Origin of the sequence: Methylobacterium amylolyticum (assembly GCF_030700245.1) — a bacterium.
GTDB lineage: Bacteria > Pseudomonadota > Alphaproteobacteria > Rhizobiales > Beijerinckiaceae > Methylobacterium.
Map to the genome: position 1 here is coordinate 1 of NZ_JAUYZI010000045.1, position 12538 is coordinate 12538.

Sequence of the window (12538 nt, forward strand, 5' to 3'; positions counted from 1 at the left end):
CCCCACCCGGCGCAGCCCCAATCTCAGCACATCACAGGGCCGCCTCCTAGATACAAGGGTGGCGCCCGAAGGGCGTCGGGTGAGGGGAGCGGCGGTGCAGACCGTGGCGCCCGGGATCGGCTGCGAAGACTTCTTCTGAGGCCGGGCTCCCCTCTCCCGACTCCTGCCGACGCAGGAGCCACCCTCCCCCGCAGAGGGGGGAGGGAGAGCGGCGGCGTCGCGATCTGTCCGTGGATCCCCCGCTCACCCCTCCAGCGGCACATCCCCCAGAAGCTCGATGCCGAAGCCCGACAGGCCGACATAGGACCGCGCCGAGGTGGCGAGGTTGCGGATCGAGACGACGCCGAGGTCGCGCAGGATCTGCGCGCCGAGGCCAACCTCGCGCCACTGGCGGGCGCGCAGCGCCTCGGTGCCCTCCTCCGTCACGCTCTTGAGCGGCACGCCCGCCGTGCCGTCGCGCAGGTAGACGAGGACGCCGCGGCCCTCCGCCGCGAAGCGCTTCAGCACCGCGTCGATCTGGTGGCCGCCGCCGATCACGTCGGCGGCGACGTTGGAGCGGTGCAGCCGCACCAGCACGTCGCGGCCGTCGCCGATCTCGCCGGTGACGAAGGCGAATTGCTGGATCGCCTCGAACGGCGTCGAGAACACGTAAGCCGTGACCGGCCCGTGGGCGGAGGCGACGGGGAAGTGGCCGACCCGCTCCACCAGACGGTCGCGGGCCTGCCGGTAGGCGATCAGGTCGGCCACCGAGACCCGCTTGAGGCCGTGCGTCTCGGCGAAGGCGTCGATCTGCGGCCCCTTCATCACCGTGCCGTCGTCGTTGGCCAGCTCGCAGATCACCCCCACCGGCGGCAGCTCGGCGAGCCGGCACAGGTCGACCGCCGCCTCGGTATGGCCCGAGCGCATGAGCACGCCGCCGTCGCGGGCGATCAGCGGGAAGACGTGGCCGGGGCGGACGAAGTCGTTCGCGCCCATGTTGCCGTTGGCGAGCGCGCGCACCGTGTTGCAGCGCTGCTCGGCCGAGATGCCGGTGGTGAGGCCGTGCTTCACGTCCACCGTGACCGTGAAGGCGGTGCCGAGCGGCGCGTCGTTCGAGGCGACCATCGGGTCGAGCCGCAGGCGCCGCGCCTCGGCCAGCGTCAGCGGCGCGCAGACGATGCCGCAGGTGTTGCGGATGATGAACGCCATCTTCTCCGGCGTGCAGAGGGAGGCGGCGACGACGAGGTCGCCCTCGTTCTCGCGATCGTCGTCGTCGGTGACGACGACGATCTCGCCGCGGGCGAAAGCCGCGATGGCCTCGGTGACGGTGCAGTGGGGCAAGGGCCGGTCTCTCGTCTCACATCTCTCCTCCCCCTTGTGGGGAGGAGCCGGAGGTGGGGGTGGTCCAGGGGGCACCGGAGCGCTCGATCCTGGGCCACCCCCACCCCTACCCCTCCCCGCGAGGGGGAGGGAAGCGATCGCGGGTCAGGCGGATCCCACCTGCCCGCGATGGCGCAGATGGTGATCGGCCAGCACGCAGGCCATCATCGCCTCGGCCACCGGCACCGCGCGGATGCCGACGCAGGGGTCGTGGCGGCCCTTGGTGACGAGGTCGATCTCGCGCCCGTCCCGGGTCACCGAGCGGCGCGGGGTCAGGATCGAGGAGGTCGGCTTGACGGCGAAGCGCACCACCACCGGCTCGCCGCTGGAGATGCCGCCGAGGATGCCGCCGGCGTGGTTGGCGAGGAAGCGCGGGCGCCCGCCGTTGCCGGCCCGCATCTCGTCGGCGTTGTCCTCGCCGCGCAGCGCGGCGGCCGCGAAGCCGTCGCCGATCTCGACGCCCTTGACCGCGTTGATCGACATCATCGCCGCGGCCAGATCCGCGTCGAGCTTGCCGTAGACCGGGGCGCCGAGGCCCGGCGGCACGCCCTCGGCCACCACCTCGATCACCGCGCCGACCGACGAGCCGTCCTTGCGGATCTCGTCGAGATAGGTCTCGTAGAAGGCGGCCGTCTCCGCATCGGGACAGAAGAACGGGTTCTGGCCCACGGCCTCCCAGTCCCAGCGGGCGCGGTCGATCGCGTGCGGGCCCATCTGCACCAGTGCCGCGCGGATCGTGATGCCGGGGATCACCTTGCGGGCGACCGCGCCGGCCGCCACCCGCGCCGCGGTCTCCCGGGCCGAGGAGCGGCCGCCGCCGCGGTAGTCGCGGATGCCGTACTTGGCGTCGTAGGCGTAGTCGGCGTGGCCGGGGCGGTAGCTGTCGCGGATCTCGGAATAGTCCTTCGAGCGCTGGTCGGTGTTCTCGATCACCAGGGCGATCGGCGTGCCGGTGGTGAGCTGGCGCCCGCCGGTGCGGTCGTCCGAGAATACCCCCGACAGGATCTTCACCGCGTCCGGTTCGCGGCGCTGGGTGGTGAAGCGCGACTGGCCGGGCTTGCGGCGGTCGAGTTCCGCCTGCACGTCGTCGGCCTCGAGCGGCAGGCCGGGCGGGCAGCCGTCGACCACGCAGCCGAGCGCGACCCCGTGGCTCTCGCCGAAGGTCGTGACGCGGAACAGGTGGCCGAACGTGTTGTGGGACATGGGCCCCGCTCTAGCGCGGGAGGCGACCCCCCGGCAATTCGCCGGGCGTCAGCGCAGCGGGATCCGGGCCGCCCGGTCGAGGAGCGCGGCCGGCAGGGGGCACTCGTAGGCGCCCTCGGCGTAGGGGCCCACGCTGTAGGGGTCGAAGTACACGGTCGCGCCCGCGCCGGTGAACACCCAGTTGCGCAGGTCGGCGACCACGGGCGCGATCTTCTTGAGCAGCGCCGGGTCGGGCTCGGCCTCGCCCCCCTTCTCGGCCCGGGCCGCCTTGATCGTCTTCAGGCAGAGCGCGGCGAAATCCGCCGCCACCGGCTTGGCGAATAGGTCCGGGAAGGTCAGGATCCGGCCCGCGGCGTCGACCGTCAGGCCGAGCGTCCCGCTGGTCCCGTGGGCGCCGCCGGTGAACTCCCAGGTGTCGCGCTTGATCGAGATCAGGCGCGGCGTGGCATAGGCGATCGTCCAGAGTTCCTCGTAGCCCCAGGTGCCGGGGCCGTCCGGGTCCTCGGGCTTGTAGGGGATCGCGGCGAGCGCCTTGTCGGCCTCGGCGTTCACCGTGCGCTCCAGGGGATCGGCGGGATCGGGGAAACGGTAGACGCGGACCGCCACCGCGACCTTGTCGCGCGCGCCCGCCTGCCGGACGAAGACCGGCACCGGCCGCCGCTCCAGCGGCGGGCCGGCCTGCGCCTGCCCGGTCAGGACCCGCGTCCGGGCGGCGTCGGCCTCCGCGAGGCAGCGCGTCATCGCCGTGCCCTGGCCGGCGGGCTGGCCGGCACCCTGGGCCGCACCTTGGCCCGCGCCCTTCTCGGCGCAACGGGTGTTGCGGTCCTTCAGCCACGCGCGCTGGTCGTCGAGGGCGGCGCGGCGGTTCTCCCCGGCGATCCCATCGCGCAGGCGGTTGAAGGCCACCTCCATCGCCGCGTCGGCCGCCTTGGCGGCGGGATCGGCGCAGATCGCCCGCTCGACCGGCGAGCCCGCCTTGGCGCAGTCGAAGGCCCGGGCGGGCGCACACGCGGCGAGCACGGCGACAAGGCTGAGCCCGAGGACAGGTTGGCGCATCGCGAATCCCGCAGCGTTCGACGCCCACCGATGGCACCGGCGCGCCGGGCGATCCAGCCCCGCCGGCCCCCGCCCTCAGCCCGTCCCCAGGTCGAGGCCGCCCCGCGCCTTGAGCGCCCGGTAGGCGTCCACCGCGACGGCGAGGTCGGTGCGCAGCCGCCGCTCATCGCCGAGTTGATCGAGGGCGTAGGTCAACCCGAGGATGTGGGCGGCCTCGTAGCCCTCGGGCAGCGCGCCCGCGGTCCCGAGCGCGATGCCGCGATTCGGCAAGCGGTCGGCGAAGTCGGCGAGGCGCGCGCGCAGGCGGTCGCCGCTGGCGCGCAGGTGGGCCCCGGCGCGCGGCCCGTGCTCCCGGAGCGCGGCCACCGTGCCCTGTGCCAGCGACAGGTGCACCGCCGGGGTGTGGGCCGGGAACAGGTAGACGAGGTAGTAGCCCCGCGTCGCGCTGGTGGTGACCGCGGGGTCGAAGGTCGCGAGCCACGGCACCGCCGCCCAGCGGGTGCCGCGCCCGGGGCTGCCCTTGACGAGTAACGGCCCGTCGATCCCGGCGAGCGCCGCCCGCAGCTCGTCCGGCGCGCCCCGGCGGATCACCGCGGCGAGCGGGTGCCCGGCCGGCGGGTCGAGGCGGGCTTCCGGGTACTCTTCGGCGATCCGGCGCAGGGCGTGGCCGAGACTCACGGCCGGGCCAGCACCCCGCCGGTGATCGGCTCGCGCACGCCGGTGGTGGCGGGAAACGTGATCGGCAGCCCGAGCATCGAGCGCACGGCGAGGTAGGCGAAGGCCTGCGCCTCCAGGTAGGCCGAGGACCAGCCGATCGCGTCGGCGGTCGTGATCTCGGCGCGCAGGTGGTAGGTCAGCAGCCGCACCAGCTCGCCGTTGCGGGCACCGCCGCCGGCCACGATCCAGCGGGTCGGGATCTCCGGCGCGTGGTCGAGGGCGCGGGCGACCGCGCGGGCGGTGAAGGCGGTGAGCGTCGCCGCCCCGTCCTCGGTTGAGAGCTGGCCCGCGAGCTTGTGCGAGAACCAGTTGCGGTCGAGCGATTTGGGCGGCTTGCGGAAGAAGAACGGGTGCATCAGGAGCCACGCGAGCAGGGGCTCGTCGGCCCGGCCCCGGGCCGCGGTGCGGCCGCCGTCGTCGAGGTTCTTGCCCTCGCGCTCCTGCATCCACTCGTCGATCAGGGCGTTGCCGGGCCCCGTGTCGAAGGCGATGACGCCGCCCTTGGAATCGATCAGCGTGGCGTTGGCCACCCCGCCGATGTTGAGGATCCCGAACGGCCCGGCAAATCCCGAGGCTTCGGCCAGCGCCTTGTGGAACACCGGCACCAGCGGAGCCCCCTGCCCGCCGGCCTCGATGTCGGCCCGGCGCAAGTCCGACACGACCGGGATGCCGAGCCGCGCGGCGAGCGCCTGCCCGTCGCCGACCTGGACCGACAGGCGCTGGTCCGGCCGGTGGATCACGGTCTGGCCGTGGAAGCCGATCACGTCGATGTCGGAGGGCTTGAGGCCGTTCTCGGCGAGGAACCGCTCGACCGCCTCGGCATGGGCCTGGGTGACGAACGCCTCCGCCTCCGGCAGCCGCCCCGGCCGGTCGCCCGGCAGCACCACCGCCTCCGCGTCCCGGGTGGCGGCGCGCAGCAGCGCCTTCTCGTCGTCGGAATAGCCGCGGTAGCCCGTGGGCCCGAGCGGCTCCAGGAAGTTGTTGTGGCCCTTGCCGACGCGGATCGCCTCGCCGTCGGTCTCGATCAGCGCGATGTCGACGCCGTCGAGCGACGTGCCGCTCATCAGACCGATCGCCCGCGTCCACCCCATCGCCCTGACCTCCGTCGTGTCGCCGATGCGCCGAACAGGCTCCTAGACGGCGCACAGGGCCAGCCTGTCGTACTCAAGAAATCAGGATACCGCGGCGAGCGCCGCACAGACGCGCTCGATCTCCTGGCCATTGTGCCTCAAGAGTTCACCCTGGAGGATGCTGCCATCCTGCTGCCGGCAGCCGCGCGCGAGGGCTCGGCCGATCTCCTCGTAAGTCGCCGCCAGGCTTCTGCGCAACGCCTCGGGCTCGCTCCAGGTGCCGAGGACGAAAACCCGTTCGGTCAGGTCAGCCGGAATTCGAGTCCCGACAGAGCGCCGCCGGTCTGGATCCTCGTCGAAGTCGATCAGCAGGATGACCGCCCGATGCGGGCAGTTGCGCATCGCCTGGACATGATCGCTCTCGAAATTTTTGCAGACATTCAGCCATCCGCCGGCTTCTCTCAGGACCTGGATTTGCCTGCTGTCGAATTCAAGCGCGAAACCGACCGCCAATTGCCGGTTTGCATCGTCTTCCGGCAAGATGAAGACGTGAGATCGGAAGCGATTGACAGCCATCAGCCGACATCGCCGCGCAGGATCGCGTCCACGAAGTTGCCCGTGAGCACCTTGGACGCGCGCAGGTCCTCGACCGAACGCACGACGGTCGGGTCAAGATGGCTCGCACGCTCGCAGATCAGCGTGTTCTCGTCCGAGAATTGTCGGACGACCTCCGGATTGTGCGACGTGACGATCAGTTGACCGCCGCTGAGGAAGGCTCGGCGCAGGGCCAGGATCGACTGACCGATCTCGGCCGGCGCGAGGAAGTTGTCCGGCTCATCCCAGAAGCACAGCGACGGTCCGTAGACCTTCCGAGCGGCAATGGTCAGCGCATATACCATGAAGCACTTCTCACCATCGGACAATTCTTCAAAGTCGAGGCTCATCGTGCCGATCGCATTTGCGAATTGCACGATCAGACTTCTCGTCTCGCGTCCGATAACGGGATTCTTTATATCTTCGAGGTCCGGCATGACCTGCTTCAGGTAGCCGTCGATGAGCCCGTAAGCCGAAGGCTCGGAGGCGAGCAGTCCCGTGAACCACGCACCGAAATTGCCGACCGCCGCGTCCGGCTGTGCCGCTTCGACCTCCGAGTCGCCGCGCATCGCGCTCGGGACGGGGCGCAGGATCAGGATCCGGCCCAGCCACGCCCTGAAGATCGCGATCGGGTCGTCGGCCGCGTGCCGCTGGATGATCGGCAGGCCCACGAGGTGCCAGTCGATGCGGAAACTCGCTTCGCTGGCCCGGCCGGACGGAGCCAGACGGACCTCCGCCAACTCGCGCGCGAACAGAACGTCACCGTCGACGGTGATCGTTTCCTGAGCCACCCGCATTTCCCGGAAGCCGGCCGGAAAATCGAAGACCAAGGTATATCGATAGACCCGTCCGTCGATGCCGGCCTCAAGGTCGAAACTGACCGGTACGTCCCTGCGACCGCGGGTCGAGTCCTGCGGCGAGATCAGATCTCCGACCCTGTTGGTGCCGCGGGCGATGCGCTGGAAGATCTCGATCGCCAGCCCGATCGTGGTCTTGCCGGACCCGTTCCGGCCGATCACCAGAAGGCTCGGAAGATCTTCGAGCTTCAGCTCGAAATTCTCCAAACAGCGGAAATTGTGGATGTAGAGCCGTCGAATCATCGGTGGGCCATGAGGGTCTCGTCGGGCCCACACTCCGGTCTGTTCGCGCGCCCGGTCCGGCGCCGTTGCGTCCGGCAGGCATTTCGCTCATTGGCGAGCCCTTGCCGTCCATCGATAGCATGGCGGCGTGACCCTGTCGCGCCGCGGGACCCGACGAGATCACGCCATGACCGCCGACAGCTTCAGCCCGAAATCCGATTTCCTGCGGATCCTGACGGAGCGCGGCTACATCCATCAGGCCTCCGACCTCGCGGGCATCGACGCGGCGGCGCTTGAGGGGCGGCTGACCACCTATGTCGGCTACGACTGCACGGCGCCCTCGCTGCATGTCGGGCACCTCTTGTCGATCATGATGCTGCACTGGCTCCAGGCCACGGGCGGAAAGCCGATCGCGCTGATGGGCGGCGGCACCACCCGCGTCGGCGACCCCTCCGGCCGGGACGAATCGCGGAAAATCCTCACCGTCGAGCAGATCGACGCCAACAAGGCCGAGATCCGCAAGACCTTCGACCGGTTCCTGCGCTTCGGCGCGGGCCCGGGCGACGCGGTGATGACCGACAACGCCGAGTGGCTGACGCAGCTCAACTACATCGAGATGCTGCGCGATATCGGCCGGCACTTCTCGGTCAACCGCATGCTGTCGATGGACAGCGTGCGCCTGCGGCTGGAGCGCGACCAGGAGCTGTCGTTCCTGGAGTTCAACTACATGATCCTCCAGTCCTACGACTTCGTGGAGCTGAACCGCCGCTACGGCTGCGTCATGCAGATGGGCGGCTCGGACCAGTGGGGCAACATCGTCAACGGCATCGATCTCGGCCGCCGGATGGGCACGCCGCAGCTCTACGCGCTGACCTGCCCGCTGCTGACCACGTCGTCGGGCGCCAAGATGGGCAAGACCGCGGCCGGCGCGGTGTGGCTCAACCCGGAGATGCTGAAGCCCTACGATTACTGGCAGTTCTGGCGGAACACCGAGGACGCCGACGTGGCCCGCTTCCTCAAGCTGTTCACGCTTCTGCCGATGGACGAGATCGCCCGGCTCGCCGCGCTCGGCGGCGCCGAGATCAACGCGGCCAAGACGGTGCTGGCCACTGAGGCGACGGCGCTGATGCACGGGCGCGAGGCGGCGCAGGCCGCCGCCGAGACCGCCCGGAAGACCTTCGTGGAGGGCACGCTGGCGGCCGACCTGCCGAGCGTGACCGTTCCGGCCGCCGCGCTGGAGGCGGGCCTCGGCGTGCTCACCGCCTTCGGGCCGGACTACGCGGGGCTCGTGCCCTCGACGAGCGAGGCGCGGCGCCAGATCAAGGGCGGGGGCCTGCGCGTCAATGACGTGGCGGTGTCCGACGAGAAGGCCCTGCTCGGCCGCGCAGACGTGACCGCCGACGGGGTGATCAAGCTGTCCTTCGGCAAGAAGCGCCACGTGCTGCTGCGGCCGGCCTGACCGGCGCGGCCGCCGCTGCGCCGGATCCCGGGCGATCCCGGGATCCGGCGCGCCCGGCTCAGCAGCCGCAGTTGCAGCTCGCGACGTAGGTCGCGCAGCCGCCGTAGCCGTACCCGTAGCCGCCGTAGGCCGCGGGGGCGTAGCCGTAGCCGTAGGCGGGATAGGCGTAGCCCCCGCCATAGCCGCCATAGCCGCCGTAATACCCCCCGTAGCCGCCGTAGAGGCTGCTCGCGGCCAGGCCGACGCCGAGACCGACCGCCGCGCCGGCGAGCCCGTAGCCGAGACCGCGGCCGTACCCGTAGCCCCGCCCGTAGCCCCAGCCCCGGCCGTAGAAACCGCGCCCGTAGCCGAAACCCCGCCCGTAACCCACGCCGCGGTAGCCGCCGAACCCGCCGCCGTACCAGCCGCCGCCGCGGAAGCCGCCGGCCTCGGCCGCCGGGGTCGCCGCGAGGACCGCGCACAGGGCGGTCCCGCCGATCAAAAGAGCCCTCATTCCGTGTTCTCCCGAGTCGATACTCACCCGTCCGGGGTGGAGAACACAGGCTTCGCCGAAATGCTGCAAGTCTTCCGGCTACGTATCGGTAGTCGATAGCTGGGGAAAGCCTGTTGCGGTTAATGCGCGGCGACCGTCCGTGACACCTTCCTCCCCCCTTGGTATGCCGCGGCGCGGGCGCGCCCGACGGACCCGCCATCCCTGGCGCCGAGGCGGCGCGCGAGACGATTCGGACACCATGAACATCTTCGCCCTGTTCGAGGCGCGCGTGCGCGAGGCCCTGGAGGCGCTGACCCGCGCCGGACGCCTGCCCGAGGGGCTGGACCTCGGCCGGGTCGTGGTCGAGCCGCCGCGCGATTCCAGCCACGGGGACCTCGCCACCAACGCCGCCCTGGTGCTCGCCAAGGAGGCGCGGACCAACTCGAAGGCCCTGGGCGAGGCGCTGGCAGCCGAACTCGCCGCCGACCCGCGCGTGGTCGCGGCGAGCGTGGCCGGTCCCGGCTTCATCAACCTGCGGCTCGCGCCCGCCGCGTTCCACGACGTGCTGCGCGCCGCGCTGGCCGACCCGGACGGGTTCGGGCGGGCGCGGATGCAGGGCGGCCCGGTCAACATCGAGTACGTCTCGGCCAACCCGACCGGACCGATGCACGTCGGCCACGGCCGCGGCGCGGTGTTCGGCGACGCCCTGGCGAGCCTGCTGGTCGCCGCCGGCCGTCAGGTGACGCGGGAATACTACATCAACGACGCCGGGGCGCAGGTCGACGTGCTCGCCCGCTCCGCCTACCAGCGCTACCGCGAGGCGCTGGGCCTGCCCTTCGCGATCGGCGAGGGCCTGTATCCGGGCGACTACCTGAAGCCGGTCGGCGCGGCGCTCGCCGCGGCGCATGGCCGCGCCCTGCTCGACCGGCCGGAGGCGGAGTGGCTGCCGACCGTGCGCGAGACGGCGGTGGCGATGATGATGGAGGCGATCCGCGGCGACCTCGCCGCGATCGGCATCCGCCACGACGTGTTCTTCTCCGAGCGCACCCTGACCGATAGCGGCGCCGTGGCCGCCCTGCTCGACGACCTGCGCGCCCGCGGCCTCGTCTACGAGGGCCGGCTGCCGCCGCCGAAGGGGCAGGTGAGCGAGGAGTGGGAGGACCGGGAGCAGACCCTGTTCCGCACCAAGGAGTTCGGAGACGACACCGACCGGCCGCTGCTCAAGTCGGACGGCTCCTACACCTACTTCGCCAACGACATCGCCTATCACCGGGCCAAGTACCTCGCCGGGGCGACCGAGCTGATCGACGTGCTCGGCGCCGACCACGGCGGCTACGTCAAGCGCATGCAGGCGGCGGTGAAGGCGGTGAGCGACGGGAAGGCGGCGCTCGACGTCAAGCTCTGCCAGCTCGTGCGGCTGCTGCGGGCGGGCGAGCCGGTGAAGATGAGCAAGCGCTCGGGCGAGTTCGTGACCCTGCGCGACGTGATCGACGAGGTCGGCCGCGACGCGATCCGCTTCATGATGCTCTACCGCAAGAACGACGCGACCCTGGACTTCGACCTCGCCAAGGTGGTCGAGCAGTCCAAGGACAACCCGGTCTTCTACGTGCAGTACGCCCATGCCCGGGCTCGCTCGGTGCAGCGGCAGGCGCGCGAGGCGTTCCCCGAGGCGGACCTGTCGCCGGACGCCCTGCTGCGCGAGGCCGATCTCGGCCTGCTCGCCGATCCGGGCGAGGCGGAGATGATGCGGCTGGTGGCGCAGTATCCGCGGGTGGTGGAGGCGGCCGCGGCGGCGCACGAGCCGCACCGGATCGCCTTCCACCTCTATGAAACCGCCGCCGCGCTGCACAGTTTCTGGAACAAGGGCAAAGACTTGCCGCAATTACGTTTCGTTAATGCAAACGACCGAAAGTCGAGCTGGGCGAGGTTGGCGCTCGTCGAGGCCGTGCGGGGCACGCTCGCGGCCGGCCTCGGCGTTCTCGGCGTCAGCGCGCCGGACGAGATGCGCTAGGTCCGGCCGGCGGCCGGCGCAAGTGTGAGGATGCTGCCATGACGAACGCTTCGCGCGCGCCGGTCGACCTGGATGCCATCGCGCGCGACCTGCGTCACGACACGGGCCAGCCCCGCGCCGCGAACAAGGCGGATCCGCTGGCCGAACTCGCCCGGATCGTCGGCCAGGACGACCCGTTCCGCGCCCTCCTCGCCGCCCGCGGGGAGCGGGGCGACGGGCAGGGCCAGGCCGGCGCCGCGCCGGATCACGCGAGCCCGGATCGTCGCGGGCCGGAACATGGCGGGCCGGAGCACCGGGGCGACGCCCCGGGGCGTAGCGCCGAGCCGCCGGCCTGGGATGCCGGGCGCGTCGAGCCGCGCTTCGCGTCCGAGCCGCCCCGGGCCAACCCGGCCGACGCCTTCGACCAGTACCTCGCCTCCGTCGAGCAGGACACCCACGCCGAATCCGGGCACGGCACCGCGGCGGCCGGCGCCGACGAGGCCTACGCCGACGACCGGGCCCTGCGCCGGGTGCGTCCGCGCCGCCGCCTCGCCTCCGTGGCCGCGGGCGTCGGCGTGGTCGCCGTGGCGATCGCGGGCGCGCTCACCTACAAGGGCCTGCACGGGGGCGGCTCCGGCGGCGGCGGCGTGCCGGTCGTCCAGGCCGACACCGCCCCGCTCAAGGTCGCGCCGAAGGTCGCCGACGGCGTCGAGATCCCCGACCAGAACCGGCAGATCTACGACCGCAAGCCCGCGGCCAAGGACGGCCAGATCCGCATCGTGAACCGCGAGGAGCAGCCCCTCGACGTGGCCGAGGCGGCCCGCGCGGCGCAGGGCGGCACCGCGGCGGCCGGCCAGGGCACCACCCCCGGCAGCGGGCCGTTCGAGGCGTTCGGCGAGCCGCGGCGGGTGCGCACCGTCGCGGTCAAGCCCGACGCGCCGCCCGCCCTCCCCCCGCGCGACGCGCAGGCCCAGGTCGAGGCCGGGCCCTCGCCGATCCCGACGATGACGCTGCCGACCGATCAGCCGGCGGCCAAGCCCGCCCGCCCGACCCGGTCCGCGGCCGCCGCGCCGATGGTCGCCAGCGTCCCGACCCAGGCGCCGGCCGAGGCCGCCCCGGTCCAGGAGGCGCCGCCCGCCGCGCCGGTCCAGGCCGCCCCGAAGGCGGCTGCGGCCAAGACCGCGTCCAAGGCGACCCAGCGCGTGGCGGCGGTCTCGCCGGAGACCACCGCGGCGACGACCGAGCCCGCCGCGGAGAGCCCGGCCGTCAGCGACGGGCCGGTCGGCGGCTTCGCGGTCCAGCTCGGGGTGCGCGGCTCCGCCGCGGAGGCCCGCGCCGCCTTCCGCGAGATGCAGGGCAAGTACGGCCAGCTCGCCGGCAAGCCCGAGCTGATCCGCCAGGCCGAGGTCAACGGCAAGACGATCTACCGCGTCCGCGTCGGGCCGCTGGCCAAGGCGGAGGCCGCGAGCCTGTGCAGCGCGCTCCAGGGCGCGGGCGGCCAGTGCTTCGTGGCCAAGAATTGATCGTGGCCAAGAGCTG

11 protein-coding genes are annotated in these 12538 nt (G+C 72.1%); 3 read left to right on the plus strand and 8 right to left on the minus strand.

Translation table 11 applies throughout. From position 1 onward, the window contains the following. Positions 1–243: 243 nt before the first annotated feature. The 7 genes from ribB to Q8W71_RS24960 form a co-directional block, all read right to left on the minus strand. Positions 244–1320, minus strand: a complete 1077-nt coding sequence (ribB, locus tag Q8W71_RS24930; protein ID WP_305528113.1) for a 3,4-dihydroxy-2-butanone-4-phosphate synthase — start codon at positions 1318–1320, stop codon at positions 244–246. 144 nt (positions 1321–1464) lie between these two features. Further along, positions 1465–2562, minus strand: a complete 1098-nt coding sequence (gene aroC, locus Q8W71_RS24935; RefSeq protein ID WP_305528114.1) for a chorismate synthase — start codon at positions 2560–2562, stop codon at positions 1465–1467. Between the two features lie 48 nt (positions 2563–2610). Beyond that, positions 2611–3618, minus strand: a complete 1008-nt coding sequence (locus Q8W71_RS24940; RefSeq protein WP_305528115.1) for a lysozyme inhibitor LprI family protein — start codon at positions 3616–3618, stop codon at positions 2611–2613. 75 nt (positions 3619–3693) lie between these two features. Beyond that, entirely contained in the window at positions 3694–4296 is a 603-nt protein-coding gene (locus Q8W71_RS24945; protein WP_305528116.1) for a DUF3578 domain-containing protein, read from the minus strand. Then, positions 4293–5426 (minus strand): anhydro-N-acetylmuramic acid kinase, encoded by a 1134-nt coding sequence (locus Q8W71_RS24950; protein ID WP_305528117.1) that lies wholly within the window; start codon positions 5424–5426, stop codon positions 4293–4295. The genes Q8W71_RS24945 and Q8W71_RS24950 overlap by 4 nt, the downstream gene beginning before the upstream one ends. 81 nt (positions 5427–5507) lie before the next feature. Beyond that, entirely contained in the window at positions 5508–5981 is a 474-nt protein-coding gene (locus Q8W71_RS24955) for a hypothetical protein (protein ID WP_305528118.1), read from the minus strand. Beyond that, positions 5981–7099 (minus strand): AAA family ATPase, encoded by a 1119-nt coding sequence (locus Q8W71_RS24960; protein WP_305528119.1) that lies wholly within the window; start codon positions 7097–7099, stop codon positions 5981–5983. The genes Q8W71_RS24955 and Q8W71_RS24960 overlap by 1 nt, the downstream gene beginning before the upstream one ends. A 166-nt stretch (positions 7100–7265) precedes the next feature. Here Q8W71_RS24960 and tyrS point away from each other — a divergent pair, with 166 nt between their 5' ends. Next, positions 7266–8537, plus strand: a complete 1272-nt coding sequence (gene tyrS / locus Q8W71_RS24965) for a tyrosine--tRNA ligase (RefSeq protein ID WP_305528120.1) — start codon at positions 7266–7268, stop codon at positions 8535–8537. Between the two features lie 58 nt (positions 8538–8595). Here the strand turns inward: tyrS and Q8W71_RS24970 are convergent, their stop codons facing one another. Next, on the minus strand, positions 8596–9030 hold the full coding sequence (locus tag Q8W71_RS24970; RefSeq protein WP_305528121.1) for a hypothetical protein: 435 nt from the start codon (positions 9028–9030) through the stop codon (positions 8596–8598). A 238-nt stretch (positions 9031–9268) separates the two neighbouring features. On the opposite strand from Q8W71_RS24970, the gene argS reads away from it, so the two are divergent. Continuing rightward, entirely contained in the window at positions 9269–11020 is a 1752-nt protein-coding gene (argS, locus tag Q8W71_RS24975; protein ID WP_305528122.1) for an arginine--tRNA ligase, read from the plus strand. A gap of 38 nt (positions 11021–11058) precedes the next feature. After that, the gene (locus tag Q8W71_RS24980; RefSeq protein WP_305528123.1) at positions 11059–12522 is read left to right on the plus strand and encodes an SPOR domain-containing protein; all 1464 of its coding nucleotides are present in this window, start codon (positions 11059–11061) and stop codon (positions 12520–12522) included. Positions 12523–12538 lie beyond the last annotated feature (16 nt).